18 protein-coding genes are annotated in these 16,791 nt (G+C 68.4%); 1 reads left to right on the top strand and 17 read right to left on the bottom strand.

What is annotated here, in order from left to right; translation table 11 throughout:
- Window positions 1-4: 4 nt before the first annotated feature.
- The 6 genes from ACK4ZD_RS06200 to ACK4ZD_RS06175 form a co-directional block, all read right to left on the bottom strand.
- Window positions 5-406, bottom strand: a complete 402-nt coding sequence (locus ACK4ZD_RS06200; protein WP_409659708.1) for a hypothetical protein — start codon at window positions 404-406, stop codon at window positions 5-7.
- A 5-nt stretch (window positions 407-411) separates the two neighbouring features.
- Window positions 412-1,152: a discoidin domain-containing protein gene (locus tag ACK4ZD_RS06195; protein ID WP_409659707.1), complete on the bottom strand. Its 741-nt coding sequence runs from the start codon at window positions 1,150-1,152 to the stop codon at window positions 412-414.
- A 73-nt stretch (window positions 1,153-1,225) separates the two neighbouring features.
- Window positions 1,226-2,407, bottom strand: coding sequence for a hypothetical protein (locus tag ACK4ZD_RS06190; protein WP_409659705.1), 1,182 nt, complete (start codon window positions 2,405-2,407; stop codon window positions 1,226-1,228).
- Between the two features lie 19 nt (window positions 2,408-2,426).
- Complete coding sequence (locus ACK4ZD_RS06185; protein ID WP_409659703.1) at window positions 2,427-6,080, bottom strand: hypothetical protein; 3,654 nt, start codon at window positions 6,078-6,080, stop codon at window positions 2,427-2,429.
- A gap of 1 nt (window position 6,081) precedes the next feature.
- Window positions 6,082-6,477, bottom strand: a complete 396-nt coding sequence (locus ACK4ZD_RS06180; RefSeq protein WP_409659701.1) for a hypothetical protein — start codon at window positions 6,475-6,477, stop codon at window positions 6,082-6,084.
- Window position 6,478: 1 nt separating this feature from the next.
- Entirely contained in the window at window positions 6,479-9,658 is a 3,180-nt protein-coding gene (locus ACK4ZD_RS06175) for a tape measure protein (RefSeq protein WP_409659700.1), read from the bottom strand.
- Here ACK4ZD_RS06175 and ACK4ZD_RS06170 point away from each other — a divergent pair.
- On the top strand, window positions 9,657-9,845 hold the full coding sequence (locus ACK4ZD_RS06170) for a hypothetical protein (RefSeq protein WP_409659699.1): 189 nt from the start codon (window positions 9,657-9,659) through the stop codon (window positions 9,843-9,845). The genes ACK4ZD_RS06175 and ACK4ZD_RS06170 overlap by 2 nt on opposite strands.
- Here the strand turns inward: ACK4ZD_RS06170 and ACK4ZD_RS06165 are convergent.
- Genes ACK4ZD_RS06165 through ACK4ZD_RS06115 form a run of 11 tightly spaced genes read right to left on the bottom strand, consistent with a single transcriptional unit; the run spans window position 9,835 to window position 16,700 of the window.
- The gene (locus tag ACK4ZD_RS06165) at window positions 9,835-10,041 is read right to left on the bottom strand and encodes a hypothetical protein (protein WP_409659697.1); all 207 of its coding nucleotides are present in this window, start codon (window positions 10,039-10,041) and stop codon (window positions 9,835-9,837) included. The two genes, ACK4ZD_RS06170 and ACK4ZD_RS06165, sit on opposite strands and share 11 nt — an antisense overlap.
- Window positions 10,041-10,796: a hypothetical protein gene (locus ACK4ZD_RS06160; RefSeq protein WP_409659696.1), complete on the bottom strand. Its 756-nt coding sequence runs from the start codon at window positions 10,794-10,796 to the stop codon at window positions 10,041-10,043. The genes ACK4ZD_RS06165 and ACK4ZD_RS06160 overlap by 1 nt, the downstream gene beginning before the upstream one ends.
- 56 nt (window positions 10,797-10,852) lie before the next feature.
- Window positions 10,853-11,281, bottom strand: a complete 429-nt coding sequence (locus tag ACK4ZD_RS06155) for a hypothetical protein (protein ID WP_409659694.1) — start codon at window positions 11,279-11,281, stop codon at window positions 10,853-10,855.
- A complete protein-coding gene (locus ACK4ZD_RS06150; protein ID WP_409659693.1) occupies window positions 11,278-11,574 on the bottom strand; it encodes a hypothetical protein in 297 nt (98 codons plus the stop codon). The genes ACK4ZD_RS06155 and ACK4ZD_RS06150 overlap by 4 nt, the downstream gene beginning before the upstream one ends.
- Window positions 11,571-11,801, bottom strand: a complete 231-nt coding sequence (locus tag ACK4ZD_RS06145; RefSeq protein WP_409659692.1) for a hypothetical protein — start codon at window positions 11,799-11,801, stop codon at window positions 11,571-11,573. The genes ACK4ZD_RS06150 and ACK4ZD_RS06145 overlap by 4 nt, the downstream gene beginning before the upstream one ends.
- A 2-nt stretch (window positions 11,802-11,803) precedes the next feature.
- On the bottom strand, window positions 11,804-12,745 hold the full coding sequence (locus ACK4ZD_RS06140) for a hypothetical protein (protein ID WP_409659690.1): 942 nt from the start codon (window positions 12,743-12,745) through the stop codon (window positions 11,804-11,806).
- A gap of 33 nt (window positions 12,746-12,778) precedes the next feature.
- Window positions 12,779-13,123 (bottom strand): capsid cement protein, encoded by a 345-nt coding sequence (locus ACK4ZD_RS06135; RefSeq protein ID WP_409659688.1) that lies wholly within the window; start codon window positions 13,121-13,123, stop codon window positions 12,779-12,781.
- Between the two features lie 32 nt (window positions 13,124-13,155).
- A complete protein-coding gene (locus ACK4ZD_RS06130) occupies window positions 13,156-14,529 on the bottom strand; it encodes a S49 family peptidase (RefSeq protein ID WP_409659686.1) in 1,374 nt (457 codons plus the stop codon).
- 19 nt (window positions 14,530-14,548) lie between these two features.
- A complete protein-coding gene (locus ACK4ZD_RS06125; protein WP_409659684.1) occupies window positions 14,549-14,887 on the bottom strand; it encodes a hypothetical protein in 339 nt (112 codons plus the stop codon).
- Window positions 14,887-16,482 (bottom strand): phage portal protein, encoded by a 1,596-nt coding sequence (locus tag ACK4ZD_RS06120; RefSeq protein ID WP_409659683.1) that lies wholly within the window; start codon window positions 16,480-16,482, stop codon window positions 14,887-14,889. The genes ACK4ZD_RS06125 and ACK4ZD_RS06120 overlap by 1 nt, the downstream gene beginning before the upstream one ends.
- The gene (locus ACK4ZD_RS06115) at window positions 16,479-16,700 is read right to left on the bottom strand and encodes a DUF6148 family protein (protein WP_409659682.1); all 222 of its coding nucleotides are present in this window, start codon (window positions 16,698-16,700) and stop codon (window positions 16,479-16,481) included. Before ACK4ZD_RS06115 ends, ACK4ZD_RS06120 begins: the two co-directional genes overlap by 4 nt.
- Window positions 16,701-16,791: the final 91 nt, after the last annotated feature.

Genomic DNA, 16,791 nt, shown 5'->3' with positions numbered 1-16,791 from the left:
CAGGTCACTCCCCGATCACGCCCGACTCGATGCGCACGAAGGCCCCCACCACGCCATTGACGTTGCTGATCTGCACGGCACCATCGCCGCCAACCAGGCTCACGTCGGCGTCGAAGACGAAAGTCCCATCCCCATCGACGAACCGGGCGAAGGTGATCGTCTCATCATCGGTCCTCAGGCCCTCGACACCCGCCGTGAAGACCAGCAGCGCATCGGACGCATGGAGCTGCGCGCAGGGCTGCGCCAGCGTGATCGCGCACTGCAGCTCACCTGCGGGCGGCTGGCCCGGCTGAGGGATGGCCCCGGCGTACAGCAGGCACCGGCCCGGCGTGGCGGCCGCATCGATCGCCAAGGCGAGCTGCTGCAGCCTCGCCCTGCGTGTGGCCAAGGCCAAGGCGACATACATGATGGTCACTCCGGTCGAATCGCGTCCTTGATCACGGCGTTGTGGTTGCCCGTGTGGTCAAAGGCGGTCACGTAGTACAGGCCGTCGCGCAGCTTCTCGAAGGCGTAGGCGCCGGTGACCGGGTCGCTCCACGTCTCGCGCACCAGGTGTCCTGTCGGCTTGTCGTGCAAGCGCACGCGGCGACGCACGGGAATGTCCGGTGTGTCGTCGATGGCTACCGTGCCCGAGATGCTGAGGGGGCCGCTGTCGGCCATGTCATGGACCATGAAATCGCCGGCCACCCGGTGCACGAACGCAGGGCCGGGCCATATCGTGGGCAACCTGCCGTACAAAGGCCCTATTCGATGCGGCGACGGTGACACAGGGATATCTGTAAACACCTGCGTGACACCGGGCACCATGATCGAGGCATCCAGCGTCACCAATGGAGTGAACAGGAGCCCGTCATTTGAAAAGAAGACAGAAGCCGTGCGCGGCATGTAATAGACGCCGCCAGAACCGTTGTTATTGCCTCGCAACTCGATTTGACGGACCTCTTTTTCGCCACCCGAGCCCAGGTCGAAAGACACCCAGTGGTATACGAGCCCCGCGTCCGAAATGAATGGCGTGAACCACTCAGTGTTGAGATCCCCGTCGTTGAGTCTTGCAGGGCTGGACAACGCGTCGGTGCTCGATGCCGACGCCGTGGCACCGAGTAGCACGTCCGGGCCCGCTGCATGCTCACGCATCGAGACCGACGTCAGCATGATCCGGTGCGAAGTCGCGCTCGTCTGCCGAGATGTCAATAAGAGCCGCCAGTATCGAGCAGTTGCCATCGCCTCATCTCCATGGTCCGGCGACGTCAATCAGAATGCATCCCGGATTCGTGCTCCACGGCACCCCTCCATCGCTTAAACCCACCACCAGGAAACTGCGATCGTGGGCCCCGATCAGATTGTCGAGCACCTGACCACTCAGAGCACGGCCCACATTTGCCATCAGAAGCGCAAAGCCCGGGAAGTGCCCCCGCAGCGGATTTCCGAATGTGGAGTTTGACTCCGCGCAAGGCACCGGATAACACACGACGCCCCCGTTATCGACCGGACTCGGATAGGCAGGTCCAGATGCACCGTGTCGACCCGTGAATGGCGTGACCGGCGAGATGGATGGTGCCATGACGATTTGATCGGCTCGTCTGGCAAGCAGTGTCGAATCCCCCCCCATCGCATTCCCAAGGGAAACACCGACTACCAAGAACGCCGTGGTAGGTGTCGTCGTGTCCGGGCCACCGATCAAGCACTTATAAGCGTCACCCTGCCTATACGAAACAATGTCGCCAAAAGCGTGGGCCAGATACCCTCCGGTTGTCGAAAAGCTTCCGCCCGGTCCGAAGTTCTCCGTAAAGAGATAAAAGAGCAGGTCATCGCCGACGAGCAGCCAGGGTTTTGCGCTGCTGTTGTTTTGACCTTTTGACCAGTACTGTCCCTGAGCCAGACCGATCGGCGTGGAGTTCGTGCCGGTGTCGACATCGCTCATGGCCTCATACATGAGCGCACGCCCATACGTGCTCGCAGCCGGGCTGGCCCCGGTGTCGTCGATGCGCAAGACCATCGCGGTGGCCTCGGGTGCCGTGCGTGCGTAGACGGCCTTGTTGGTCCCGCTGAAGCGCTTCTCCCACCCCAGCGGGGCAGCCTTCATCGTGATGGTCCCCGTCGCCGTCCCATCCGGCACGCCGAGCGCGGGGAAGGTCAGCGTGTTCGCGCCAGTCACGGTGACTTTCTGCCGCCCGTTGAGCGCGGTTGGCGTCGCCCCCTCGACGAGCACGATCTGCCCCGATCGAAAACCATGCGCACTCACGGTCGCTGTGGCCACGCCGGCGGCCACCGACAGAGACGTCACGCTCCTGGCGTTGTAGCCATTGATCAGGCAGGCATCGAGCACGTTGATCAGCGAGCCCGGCGCATTGTTGAGAGTAGGGGCACCGGCGTCGGTGCTGGAGTACCAAATCACAGGATGCGGCATGCTTGAGGTCCTCTTGAGATCAGGGGGTATCCACGTCTCCGCGCACCAGCAGGCGGAACGAGTCGTCGAGCGCTGTGGGCTGGCCTTGGGCCACCACGCGAGCCACCCACACGGGGGCCAGGGCCCCCACGGTGTTCAGGCGGATGACGTTGCCGGCGGCCCATCCTGCGCCGAACCCGGCCGCCGCCAGGCGGAAGTACGGCCGCCCGGTGTTCGGGTTGAGCGGTGCGCACTCCTGAGCCGTGTTGCCGGAGCCGATTTGACCCACGTGCTCGCCCACGATGTTGAAGTTCGTCGAGCCCGTGAACACCATGGCCCATCGCTCGGTGATGGCCGACTCGTTGTCGACCATCGGCGGGTTGTTGATCGCGTCGTAGGTGGCGCTGGCCCCAGAGCCAATCGGGTCGTCGCTCCACACGCCCGTCCATGTGGCCTGATCGAACAGCAACGGCACGCGGGCACGCATGTCGTTGATCAGCAGCGCGCTGGACACGTAGCTGCCCAATGGATAGTCGTGCGTCATCGGACGCGTGAAGCGGATGAGCCCGCTGATCTGCGCATCGGCCACCAGGGCGGCGTCCTCGATGCGATGACGAATGCGCACGGGCTGGCTGTAGCCTGTGACGTCGGTGAAGGTCACCGTGCCCGCGATCCGGTCGACGGTATACCCGGACTCGATCGGCTGACCGTCGGCGCCGATGACATCGGCTCGAGCGATGCGCGTGCGGCCGAGGCTGACCGTTTGCCCATTGCTCACGGTCTGCGGCGCGGTGATGTCGGTGTGGTGCACGACGGCCACCGATCCCTTGCGAAAGATCGGCACGCGCCCATCGGAGGGCAAGCGCACGGGGTCCAGGCCGAGGATGCTGGCGTCGAGCGGTAGGTAGTCGTAGGCCACCGCGTTGTAGCGCAGCGAGTCGGCACGCACCTGCCGCATCTCGGCCCAGGCCACGCCGGCCAGGCCAAGATAGGACAGGTCGAGCACACCGGGGTCGCCGCCTCCGAGCCGCAGGCTCCGGATGAAGCGCAGCTCGACGACACCCGAGTCGTAGTTGATTTTGCCCACCACGCCTGAGCCGTTGATGTTGCCGTCGGCGTCGGCCGTGACGTTGAAGCTGGCGCCGTCTCCGAAGGTGCCCGTCACGCTGAAGCCCTGATTGGCCACGGGCGCGGTCGCCGTCCGGAAGGTCACGGCATCGGCCAGCAGCGGCGTGTTGACCCCCGCCACAGGCGGGGCCTGCACGCCCGCCCACTCCTGCACCGCCGAGCTGACACCGGCAGTCCAGTCGGTCAACACGATCTCGCCCAGAGCAGGGGTGACATGGCCGACGGTGACCGCGCCGCCACCGGCGCCCACCACTGGGCGCACCACATCGCCTGTGGGTGTGGTGGAGTGAAGCTGACCGGACACGAGATCGCCGAGCCGGAACCGCGTGCCAGCGGCCAGGACGTACCCCACGGCCAATGGCACCGACAGGACCAGCTCATCCATCGCGAGCACCGTGCTATGAACGCTGCCGGTGCCGCCCGCGAACTCCACATGAGCCGCCACCGCCTGCGGGCCGGTCCACCACTGCTGCGGCGGTGGATGCACGGTGCCAGAGCTGGGCGGGCCGCTAAGGATGCTCAGCGTCACCTGCCGGGGTGACGACCCGAGGTACACGATGTAGCTCGGGTCGTTGGCGCCCCCCAGAGGCGTGCGGTTGGCCCATTGACCCTGCGTCGTCGTGAAGTTGCTGACGCTCTTCTGGAGGCTGATCTGGCCAGTCGTGTAGTCCACCGTCCCCACGGTGGAAGCCCCGATACGCAGGTTGCCCGCCCCATCGTCGGACGCCAGCAGCGTGAAGGACTGCACCTCGTCGATGCCGGGATAGATGCGCACCGGGTGCTGAGCCACCACGCTGACACGCAGACTGCGCGGCTTGATGGGCGCGTTCGGGATGGTGGCCGTCCAGGTTGCGCCGCCATCGGAGAACGCATTGATCTCCTGGCGCTGCTGCGTCGCGCGGCTCACGGACACCGTCACGCTGGTGCCCGGCGTGGGCAGCACGTGCGGCGCGAACTCGATGAGGCCGGCCCCGTAAGCGACGCGGCCCGAGGCGTCTCCGGTGAGCTGCCCGGCCGCATCCGTGGCGCTGCGCGACTGACCGTCGTTCCAAGTAAGGCTGACCGACCCGGGGTCGATGGACTCGCCGGTGTCGATGCGCATGACGAAGCGACTGCCGCCCCCCGACAAGGACACCGGCGAGGTGCGAGGCGCCACCACGCGGGGGGCCCAGGTGAGGATGATGCGCGAGCCCACATCAGGCATCGCGCCCAACGTGAGCGTGACCGTGCCGGTCTCATAGTTGAGCGTGCCTGCACCGAGTCCACTGTCGGCCCCTCGAATGGCGCCGCTGCCATCTTCTTGCAGCACGTACCAGCGGCCACCCGAGGCGTAGCTCACCTGCAGACTCGCGCGTGCAGGCAGCGGGTCCAGCGTCACCACCCAGGTCAGTCTCTGAGAGGCCTGCGTGACGGGCAGGCCGATCGACTCGCTCACGACCGCCGGCTGCGCTGCCGGGGTGTAGGTGACGGTGTGCGCTCCAGGGCCCGTGCCAAAGACGTTGCTCGACAAACTCAGAACGCCGTTGGCATAGTCGACGGCACCGACCTCGACATCCCCGTTGATAAGCCGACCTCCCCGATCGGCCAACGTCACCGAGCCGCGCGCCACCGTCAGCGAGCCTGGCAGGATGCCGCCGCCCACGAACATCTGCTGCGTGGTCGTGAAGGCCATCGTGATGGTCTGCACCACGGGCTGGTCGGCCGCGGCCACCAGGGCCCCCACCTGCTGATTCATGCGGGCATCGGCGATGGGCGTCTCGGCCCGCGAGCTGGGCACCAGCCTCGTGAAGATCGACTGCGCCTGCACCGTGACGGCCCCAAACGGCGCCGGCGAAGCCAGCGGCGTGATGCCGTAGTACCGTGCGGCGTCGGCCACCAGCGTGTCATAGACCTTCGTCTTGCCGACGAAGTTGACCGAGGCATCGTAGTAGGCCTCGCTGGCCGTGAAGCCGGGGAAGTCCGCACGCAGCTGATCGCTGATGCCCAGCGTCACGACCTGCCGCTGGAAGTCCGTGGTCTGCGCAGCAGGGTTCGTGAAGCTCATGACCTCCGAGGACACGTCGGTCACCCGCACAAACTGCTCCACCTGAGAGCCCGTGCCCTCCCCCTTCCGAAGCACCAGGGTGTCGCCGACGACGGGCAGCGCCGTCCCCACACGCTGAATGAGCATCACAGTCATTTGCCCAGCAATGTGGTTGCCGTACAGCAGCCCTCGATTCAGCGGGCCCAGAGCCAGGTACGACTCGATGCGACCGGCGGCGGCGGCCCGCCGGTCGAAGCTGTCCCCAGTCGAGAACAGCACGGCCGAAACGTCCGGGTCCTGAGGCGGCTCGGCCACGATCACGTGTGCGCCGAAGTAGGTGTCGGTGTCTTGCGTCCGCACCCCCACGAACACCTTGCGCAGTGATACGTCCCCGTATACACGGTCCAGCTCGGACACATCGGGGAAGAGGTTGTTGGACTGGCCATCGACGATCTGCTGACCGGTGGCAGCACCGCCACCCTCAGGCACGTCGGCCAGCACCTGGCTGGCCAGGATCTGAATGTCTCCCTCTTGGATGGGCATTTCACACCTCGATGAAGCGAAGGCTCAGTCCCACAAAGTCCGTGGGAGCCGGGTCGCTGAAGAAGGCCACGGGCTCCGTGGCACTGATGCCACCGCGCTCGTGGTCGAAGATCACGCTGCGCTGCTGGCCACGCAGCGTGAGGACATAGGTCTGCCCCGGCACGCTCGCCCAGGCCTGCAGCTCGGCCACCAGGGCCCGTGTGGCCCACACCGTGTCCGCATCGCCCTCCAGCGTGATCTGACGGCCCGCTTGCCGCACGCCTGCATCCACCACCAGCGCGCCTGTGACAGTGTGCTCTGTGGTCTGCACCACGGGCGACCACGTGAATTCGTCGATCCATGCCAGCGTGTCCGGCAACGCCAGGGTCTGGGTGCCGTTGCTCAGTGTGATGGCCATGTCAGTGGTACCCCGAGGCGCGCGCGGCCTGCTCCAGATCCCGCAGCATCTGCTCGAGGGCGCTGGCTCCGGCATCGTCGGTCTGCACGCTGCCGTAGCTGCGGCCGTTCATCGACAGGCGCACGTCCACCTTGCGGGTCGGTGCGGGCTGCTCACCGGCGCTGCTGCGCATTTCGAGCTGCTGGAGGATCTGCTGCACCTGTCCGACTTGATTCCGATAGCTCTGCAGGCCCTTCACATTGCCCAGGCCTCGACTCGCGTTCCACTCCATCAACTGCAAGTTGGTCTTGAAGGCCTCGACGACAGCCCTGGCCTGATCGAGATCGTCTACTGACAAAGTCCCAGCGCGTTGCTTGGCGATCAGGTTGTAGTACCCGCTCATATCACCGGCGCGCTTGAACATCTCCTCGGGCGGGGCGTTGTTGACGCTGGGCTGCCAATCGTCGCCGGAGGGGATGCTCTCCACCGCATCAGCCGCAGCCCTGGCCGCGCTGGCCATGTCTGAGTAGCCTCCCGCTGCACGCTGCGCCGCTTGACCCGCTTGGTCAGTGGCGGCCGAGGCATCGGTCATTGCACGCACGATCACCTGCCCGGTGGCATCGACCTCCAGCCGCAGCCCCAGCATGGCCGCCTCCGTCTGCAAGGTGCTGTCCACCACTCCCCGGTTGGCCTGGATGGCCGCCTCGGCGTACCGGCGGAAGGCGTCCTGCTTCTGCTTGAGGGTGACCGTCGATTCGTTGCGGATCTGCTGCCAGGCCTGCCGGAAGGTGTCCGCCGTGCGCTGGATCTCCTGCTGGCTCTTCAGCCCGAACACTTGAAGCGCCTCATCGAGGCTGCTGACCCCTTCGCGCATCTCGTCGAGCTTGCCCTTGGCCTTCTCCAGCCCCTTGCTGAGCTGCTCGCCGGTGAGCAGGCCCTGGCGGCCAAGCTCCTGGTACCGATCTATCACCGCTTTGACCGCCTGTTCCGTGCTGGCCGCCTCCAGCGCCTTGTCCAGGCTCTTGCCCAGCAACCGGCCCGACAGCTCGCCCGCCACGCCCAGCTCGGCCAGGCGCTTGGCCAGCGCGTCCACGTCGTTGAGGGCCGAGTTCGCCGCGGCGCTGAAACCGGTGACCAGCTCTTGCGTGCTGGTGCCGGCGCGCCGCAGGGCCTCCTCGCTCAGCGCATCCAGCGCTGCGTGCAGCCGGCGCACGCCCTGCTCGCTCCCGTCGAAGGCCGCCCGGGCCTGGGCCTCGAAGGCCCCCAGGTCCACGCCCTTCAGGGCGTCGGTGAGCGCCTGGCGCACCTGGTCGCCCGTGATCTTGCTTTGCTGCGCCAGGACATCCAGGGCCGTGACCGCGTCGGTGATGCCCTGGATGCCGTCGAGCTTCATGCTCTTGGCCAGCTTGTCCAGCGCCTCACGCGCGCTGCCCCCCTTGGCCACGACCTCGTTGAACTCGCCCACCAGCGCTTTGCTGGTAGCGGTCAGGCCCAGGGCCTTCTCTGAGGCCTGCTGCATCTGCTGGCGCACCGCCGCCAGTTCCTGTGCCTGCCGTCGAGCAGCCTCCTCGGACGCGCGCTGTGCGCGCTCAGCCTCCTCGATGGCCTTGCCGTACCCCTGCCACTTCGCGATCGACTCGCCGATCCATGTGCCGATCTCCTGCAGGTTGGTGACGATGCCAACCAGACTGAAAGCCTTCAGCCCAGACAAGATCGACGCAAATCGACCGACACCGGCGGCGGCTGTGGCGCTGGCCGCGGCGGCCGATTGCGTGGCGGCGGTCATCGCCACCACCTGCGCTGTCGCGGTGCGGGCAGCCGCGCCGATGTCGAGAAAGCTCTGGGCCAGGCGCAACGCCTGATACGCCACGGCGGCCTTACCGACCGAGTACAGGGCTTGAGCCAGATCGTCCAGGTGCTTCGCGACGTAATCGATGACCTGCGCGACGCGCTGGCTGACGCCGCCGGCCTTGTCGACCTCGGAGACGTACACCGTCCATGCGCTCGAGAGATTCTGGACAGCCCGGCCGATGGTCAGCGGCAACTGCTCGAACTCGCCGCGCACCGCCTGCGCTTGACCCTGCAGCGCCCGGATGACCACCTCGCTGGTGAGCGCGCCTGCCTCGGCCTGCGCGCGCAGCTGGCCGGTCGTGACGCCCAGCGCATCGGCCAGCGCACGCGCCAAACGCGGCGCCTGCTCCATGACCGAGTTGAACTCTTCGCCACGCAGCACGCCCGATTGCAGGCCCTGGATGAGCTGGGTGATCGCCGCCTGCGAGGCCTCGGCCGATGCGCCGGACAGCTGCACGGCCTGGTTGATCGTCTCCGTGAGGGCCAGCGCATCCTGTTGCGAAAGCCCCAGCTGCTTGCCGGCCTGCGCGATGCGCACGAACAGCTCGCCCGTGGCCTCCAGCGACGAGCCGGTGCGCGTGGCCACCTCGTAGACGCCTTGCAGCGCCGCCTTCAGCGCGTCGCCGTCGCCGGTGACGAGCTTGATGCGGGCGGACAGGTTCGTGTAGGCGTCAGCCGTCTGCGCCAAGTCACGGGCCAGGCCGCCGACGAGCTGCCCGCCCAGGGCGGCCGCTGCCACCTGCTGGAGCGACTGCAGCTGCTCGCTGATCGAGCGCACGCCGTCGCGGATGCGCTGGTGCGAGCGAGCCTGCACATCCGCCGACGCAGCCGCCGTGCGTGCCTGCTCCTGATACGTCTGCGCAATCTGCCGCCCTTGCGCAGCCACCCGCTGCTGCAACTGGGCCAAGCGCTGCTGCGACGACGCCAGGTCGTCGGTGCTCACGCCCAGCCTCTCAGCCTCGCTGCGCGCGCGGTTCAGCCGCTCGGTGGAGGCCAGGTAGGCCTGCTCGGCCCGCTGAACGGCATCCGCAAGCTTCTGCTGCTGGCCGGCCAGCGCCCGGGTGGGTTGACCCATGGCGTCGATGCGACGCTGCAGCCGTGCAGCCGCTTGCTGGGCGCTTTCCAGCGAGCGCGAGGCCTCGTTGGCGTCCACCATCGCCTCGAGAAGCGCGCGCAGCGCCCGGTCTTGCTGACCCAGCTGGCGCAGGCTCTGCGCGGTCGCGTCGGCACGGGCCTTGAGTTGTGGGTCCAGGCTGCCGTCCAGCCGCTCCAGCTCGCTGGCCAGGCGCTCCACGTCCGCCTCGCCCTGGGCGTTGGCTATGATGTCGTACCGGATCTTGGGGTCTGCCATGGCTCTACCTTCTCGTCAGCCAAGCCCGACCGGGCTGGCGTTTCGCACGGCCGCGGTGCTCATGGGCATCGGCGTGTTCTTCATGCCCGCGCTGGGCACCTGGGCGGGGCTGGCGCTGATCGGGCTGGGAGCGGCCGTCGGCCTGATCACCTTCGTCGCCGCCCTCTGGCGCATGCTCACGGCTTGACAGCCTCTCGGCTCGCGCGCCGGCGGGCGGCGGCGGGCCCCTTCTCGCCGGGCACAGCGCCCGTCACGATCTCGCCCACGCCCCACTGCTCCAGCGAGCGGGCCACGGCTTCGGGCACCTCGATCACCTCGCCGGGCGCCAGGTCGCGCCCCGCGTGCCGGTGCGGCACGCGCAGCTTCACTCGGGTCGGTGCCATCAGTCGCGGAACTCGACCACGAACGGCTCGCTGCGGCCAGACGGCGTCACCAGACGCCCCTGGAGCTCCACCTCGTTCCAGTCGTCGGCCAGAAAGTCGAACTCACCGCTGGGCGTGAGCACGGCTTCGAACACACGGCAGATGACAGGGCGGTCGTCCGCGACGTTCTTGCCGTCGAGCATCACCGAGCAGCGCAGTTGCGGCCGCACGGCGCCGCGGACCAGGGCACCGGACATCGCGCCGTAGGCATAGCTCACCTTGAGGGCCTGAGCCTCCGTGATCGCGCCACCGGGCAAGGCCTGGAGCAGGCCCAGCCGGTAGTTGACCTCGAAGTCGGTGCCCAGCACGTAGGTCGTCGTGCCGGGGTCATTCGTCACCACGAGCCCGCTGGAGGCGAGGTTCTGGTGCCCCAGCTCCACCCACTTGCCCAGGCGGGCCGTGACGGCCTGCTCGGTGACCGTTCCGGCCCCCTGAGACAAGGTCGCTTGCTGGCCCATGAAGGCCAGCGTGAGGTTGGTGCGGTTCGCTTCGCGAAGCGTGATGCTGAAATCCGCGGGCTTTTGCAGCGCCACCGTGGCCACCACCTGGCCGTAAGTGTCGCGGCCCTTGCTCTCCAGCTCCTTGATGTCCGAGTTCGGCTTGATGGCGAACTTGCTCGCATCGCCGGCCGACACCCACCCCGTCTGCACCCCGCTTTCGTCGTAGGGGTTGAGGAAGACGTCGCCGGCTCCAATGAATCCACGTGCTTGAGGCATGGTGCTCTCCAAAAAAAATGCCCGCACACGGCGGGCGGTTTGTCAGACGGTGACCCTCAGGCTCGCCGGGGCCGCCGGTACTCCACCTCGAAGGTGCCCAGCACGAGGGCCCCACCGACGTCGATCGCTTCGACGCGGAAGCTCACCTCGCGCTCGCGCAGCGGGCCGCAGCCCAGCTCCCGAATGAGCGCCGTGTGCCGCTCGCGCACCGCTGCCTCGGCCGCCACATAGTCCGCATCGGCGCCGGCGCGCGCGGCGCTGCTGCGGTTGATGACCCCGATCGCAAACACGAAGCGGCGGGTGCCGGCCTGGCCGGACTGGTCGATGAAGCCGTCGGACTGGTCCTCGACGAACACGATGCGCTCGCCGGCGGCCAGCGCCTGCGGCTCGCTCGGGTTGTCCAGCACCCGCGCGCCGGCGAGGCCCGGCGCATCGCGCAGGGCCTCGAACACCGCGCGGCTGATGAGGTAGCGCACACTGTTCATGCGGCCACCTCACGCAGCAACGCCTCCGACTCCGATCCGTCGATCACCCGCAGGACCTGGCGCACCTCGAAAGCGCGATCGCCAACCAGCACGCGGTCACCCTGCCCGAGGGCAACCGCCGCCGTCGGGTAGCGCAACCGGTGCTCGCCGGCCAGCGCGTACCCGTCCAGCGCTTCTTCGTCTGACGAGGCCAAGATGGCGTCGAACGACACGTCGGGCTCGGCGGCCCTGCGACGCACGCACGTCACCGCGAATTCGTCGGTGCGAAAGAAGATGCCGGGATCGTCGATCACTGCTGCGCACCTCCGTGCTCGCCGGCCGCGGAGGACCGCTCGGCGGCCACCGTGTTGCCCTGCGCGGGCGTGGGCTTGGCCTTGCGGCCGGCCGTCGCTTCTGCCGCGCCACAGGCCACGAGCGCCGCCGCGGCCGCCTCGGGTACCGTCAGCACGGCGCCCGGCTCGTACCAGCGGCCGTCGTGCTTGATGCGCCGAAGGGCCTGGGCCTTGACCGCGCCGCTCATGCTCAGGCCACCGCGCTCTTGAACAAGAAGCCGGCGGTCGCACCCACCAGCACCGGCGCGCGAGCGTCCGTGACCGGGTAGAACCAGGTCTTGGGGTTGCGCTCGTAGTACGGCTCCTCGGCAACAGGGTAGCCGTCGAGCTGGTAGGTGTAGCCGAAGTTCGGGGAGCCCATCTCGGCCAGACTCGCCGGCTGCGTGTAAGCCAGCAGTGCGTCCTTGCCCCACACGTCCTGGAACTGCGTGCCGTCGTGGTACACCGAGCCGCCTTCGACGATGCGGTCCACCTCGAACAAGCGCTGCAGCTGCTCCAGAGTGGCCGGCGGGCGATCAGAGGCGGTGCTCAGACGGTCGAGCACCTTCGGGTGCGTGCGCAGCGCCGTGAGCACCGTCGGAGCCACAGCCAGCACGTTCGGGCGCAGGCCGATCGTGCGACGCACGGTCTCGCGCGCATCCATGATGTCCTCGAAAGGGTTGCTCGCCGGGTCGCTCCACTGGCTGGTGCCCGACAGCGTTGCGCTGTGGCCGCTCGGGTACTTGGCGGCATCGCGCGCCAAGTCAGCGGCCTGCTTCTCGCGCTCGAGCGACATGATGTTGCGCACTTTGCGCACGGCCGCCGCTCCCAGGTCGATGCCGGGCACGGCCTGCGCCTCTTGCGCCAGCTCGATCGGCACCGAGCCTTCGAGGCTGTAGTCGACCAACGCAAAGTTGCCGGACTCATGCCCGAACTGCACCCGCTTGGTCGCGGCGCCCGGCGCGCGCGCCGTGCTGTAGAGCTTGAAGTCGTCCGGTCCGAAGCTGAGGATCCGGCCACCGCGCTGGCCGACGCGCACGACGGGGAAGAGGATATCGGCGATCGGCGCGGCGTTGCCACCGTAGCCGCGGGCCACTTCGGTGAGGATGGGGTCGATGACCCGCGCCTGCGCGGGCGTCATTTGATGAGCCATGAGTTGCTCCTGAAGTTGAGGGGGCGGTAGACGTCAGGCGTTCGGGATGAGCAGCACCTCGACGAAGGCACCGGCGCCGGTGGCCGCGCCCAGCGCGCGGCCGACCATGACGCCGGTGGTGTGAGGCACGACGCGGCCGGTCGCGTCCACCTGCAGACCCTGGCCGGCCGTGAGGGCGGCCCCCGCCTCCACGATCGTGGTGCCCAGCGTGTCCACCGGCACGAGGTCGCCGGCCTGGCCGGCGCTGGTGCGCGTCACGCCGAGCGCGCTTGCGCCGGCCGCGGGGTAGGCGCCGCCTTCGGTCACGAAGCGGCAGGCCGCCAGCGCCGCCGACGCGGCGACCGTCAGCGTCAGCACCGAGATGTTGGTCTGTTCCATGATCTTGATCTCCTACGGATGGGACGCGCCGATCACTGGGCGTAGCCCAGCGCCTTCATCGCGGCCACGAAATCGATGCCCTTGTCCGCGGCGTACTTCTTCGCCTCGGCCACCTGCTCAGCCTTGGTCTTCACCACGTCGCTCGCGGGCGCGGTGCTCGCCGGCACGGCCGGCGGCGCGTCGGCCTTGTGGGCGGCCGCGGCGGCCTGCCGCAGCTCGCGCTCGGCGGCCAGCACCGCGGCAGCCGCCTCGGGCCCCGTCGTCTTGCCGTCGAAGGCCAGCTGCTCGATCAGCTTCTCGTGACCGGGCAGCGACTGGGCACGCACGGCCTGGATGCGCTCGCGCTCGGCTTGCGCGCCGGCGGCCATGAACTCGGAGCGCAGTTGCGCGTACAGCGCCGCGTGGTCGCGCTCCAGGGACTCACGCGTGAGGGTCTGCTCTTGCGGCATGACATCTCCTGCTTGGGTTGCGCCGGCCTTCTGGCCGGCTGGAACGTCCTCGGTGCGCGCACCGGCGCGTTCGGACTGGGAAGCCGCCTGCACCGCCACACGCGCCTTGCGGCGCTGGGCGAATGCCTGCGGGTTGGCGGCCAGTTGCGAGACGATCGAGTCCAAGGTGGCCACACCGTCCACCAGGCCCGCCTCGACCGCTTGCCGGCCGATGAACACACGGCCGTCGGCCATGTGCGTCAACACGTCATCCACGCTCACGCCGCGATGCTCGGCCACGGCCTCGACGAACACGGCGTAGATGTGATCCACCTGCTGCTGCAGGTAGGCGCGCCCCTCGTCGCTGAGGGGCTGCTGGTCGCTCGCGATGCGCTTGTAGCGCCCCGCGGTGATCTCGGTGACGGCCGAGCCGTCGCGCCGCGGGTTGTAGGCGTGGGTCGCGACGACGCCGATGGAGCCCACCTGCACCGTGGGCCCAGTGATGTACACGGCATTGGCCGCGCTGCCGATCCAGTAGGCGGCGCTGGCCATCGTCGCGTCGCTGACGGCGACGATCGGCTTCTCGGCCGCGAACTCGCGCACCGCGGCCGCGAGTTCGGGCGTCCCAAAGACGGAGCCGCCGGGCGAATCGATGGCCAGGACGATCGAGCGCACCCGCGCATCGGCCAAGGCCGACTCCAGCTGCAGCTGCAGGCCCTTGGCGTCCACACCGCCGCTGATGCGCGTGAAAAGGTTGGCCTTGGGAGCGATCACGCCCTCGATGGGCAGCACCGCCACGCCGCCTTCGCGCACGCTGTAGGCCTGCTGCTCGTTGGCCAGCGGGCGGCCCAGGCGCGCCTCGATGGCCGCGATGTCGATCTTCTCGCCGCGCAAGTGCGTGGCATAGATGGCCTGGATCTCCAGCAGCTTGCCGGGCTCGATGGCCCAGGGTGCCATCAGCAGGTCGATGAGCTTCATGCTGTTCTTCCGATTCGTGTCACTTCAAGGTGCCGCGCTCGCTGCGGCGCTCGAGCACCTCGGCATAGCGTCGCAGATCGACCTTGAGGTCACGCAACTCCTCCCGTATCTCACGCTTGAGCAACTCGGCCTCGGCCTCATGGCGCTTGTCGGTCTCGCGCTGGCGCACCAGCTCCACCTCAAGCACTGACACGCGAGCCGAGAACTGCGCGTAGGTGACGATCAACCCCCCGAACATCGAGAGGATGGTCAAGACGTTGCCCAAGCTCACGCTCTTTTCGAAGTGCATACGGCGGCGGTCGGTAGGGATGTCGAGCGGCCCTGGGCCAGTGATCGATCGGTCGAGCGACTTGTCCATCACCGCCCCTCGCCGCCGTCGTCGCCCGGGGTGACCGGCTGCTGCGGCGCGGCCGCGCCGGGCTTGGGCTGGGGCACCAGGCCCGCTTCGTTCAGCCGCTGCCGCTCGGCGATCTTGGTCGGCGTGGTCTCGTTCCAGTCGGTGCCGAACAACTCCCACTCGGCGCGCTCGTGCGTCATCAGGTGGGCCTCGATGGCGGCCGTGTAGGCACGCACCTCCTTCTCAGGATCGATCGAGCCCTGGCTGTCGCCCACCCACTCCGCGCGGCAGTACGCCCAGCGCAGCAGCGGGTCGGCGAAGAAGCCTGGCGCCTCGATCCGCCCGGACGCCACCGCCTCGGCCAGCCACGTCTCGTACACCGGCTGACAGAAGCTGCGGGCCAGCCACACCCGGCAGCCGCGGAAGAACATCCACGCATCGAGCAGCGCGGCCTTGCTGGCCGAATAGCTCGAGTTGAAGCGCTTGAGCAGCAGCTCGAACGGGATGCCCAGCGCCATGCCGATCTGCTGCAGGATCGCCTGCACGAAGGGGTCGAACGCCGTGTTCGGGCGGTTCGGGTTGGCGAAGCTCGCCTTCTCCCCCTTGGCAAGCCCCACCACGGCCGCGGGGCCCATCGCGATCTCGTCGCTGCCTGCCGCCTGATCGTCGCCCACACCGAACACCGGGGCCGGCGACCCGGCATCCGTCTCGATGAACACCGTGAAGAACGCCGACACCACCGCGGCCTTGATCTCTGCGTCGGTGTAGGTGTCCAGGTCCTTGAGCAGCGAGACGATGGGCGCGAACCACGGGATGCCGCGCCGCTGCTCCGGCCGGCTCGGCCGCCAGTGGTGCAGCAGGCGATGCCGGCCTGACGGCCCCCGAAACTCCACCCACTGCCCGCGATAGCGGTCGCCAGCGGCCCAGGCCGAGCCGGGGTGACGGTCATAGACGTAGGCCGCCTGGGGCGCACCGGTGCCATCCACCCGGATGCCGCCTGCCACCTCATCGGTGTCCCTCTCGCCGCCGGGGTTGCCCACCCGGTCGGCCTCGAGGAGCTGCAGGCGCAGGCGGTACGGCTGCATCAGCGAGGCCTCGCCTTCGGGCAGCAGCGTGAAGACGTCGCCGCTCACGCTCATCGCCTCCAGCACCGTGCGCTGGCGGTCGTAGAAGTTGCCCGCGCGCGTCAGGTCGCAATCGGGGCTGTCGGCCCACAGGCTGAACTCGCGCTGCGTGTGCAGCTTCCACTCGCGCGCCTGCTCTTCCGTCCAGCCCAGCACATGCCGGTCCGGCTGGGCCACGAGAGCGAGGCCCGTGCCCACCACCCGATCCAGCTTCGTCCGCAACGCGCCCACGGCGATGGCATGCACCCGGGCGAGCTCGCGCGACTGCGCGCGCAGATCGGGCAGCGCACGCAAGGTATCGGCGTTCACGTCGCGCGCGCGCGGCGCCCAGTGCCGCCGCAGCGGCGCATGGCCGCCGAAGCCGGCGTCGGCGAGCGCCTGCACGCCTTGCTGCATCCACTCCATGCGCACGCGCGCCTGCATGCGCTCTTGGGCAGCACGGGGCGCGACCGTCGCAATCGCGCGGTCGATCAGGTCAGACAATCGGCTCATCGGACGTACATCACGCGGCGTCGGCCGCCTTGCTGCGCCTCGATGCGCGCGATCTCCGCGCGCAGCACGCGGATCTCGGCCTGCACCGCCTCGAGGTCCGCCCGGCGATTGCGGCGGCCCGTGCCGCCGGTGCCGATCGAGTATTCCTGGCTCTGCAAGATGCGCTGCTCGGCATCCAGGTAGCTCTGCAGCCGGGCCCTGAGCTGATCCAGCGTCATCCGCGCCTCCGCACGATGGCCTCGGCCGCAGCGCGAAACTCGGCCTCGAAAAACTCGCGCGTCGTCCGCTCGGCGATGCCGTCGAAGTCCA

This window comes from Caldimonas sp. (assembly GCF_046291045.1).
Taxonomy (GTDB): domain Bacteria; phylum Pseudomonadota; class Gammaproteobacteria; order Burkholderiales; family Burkholderiaceae_C; genus Caldimonas.
This window is presented reverse-complemented; position numbering and strand designations above follow the sequence as displayed.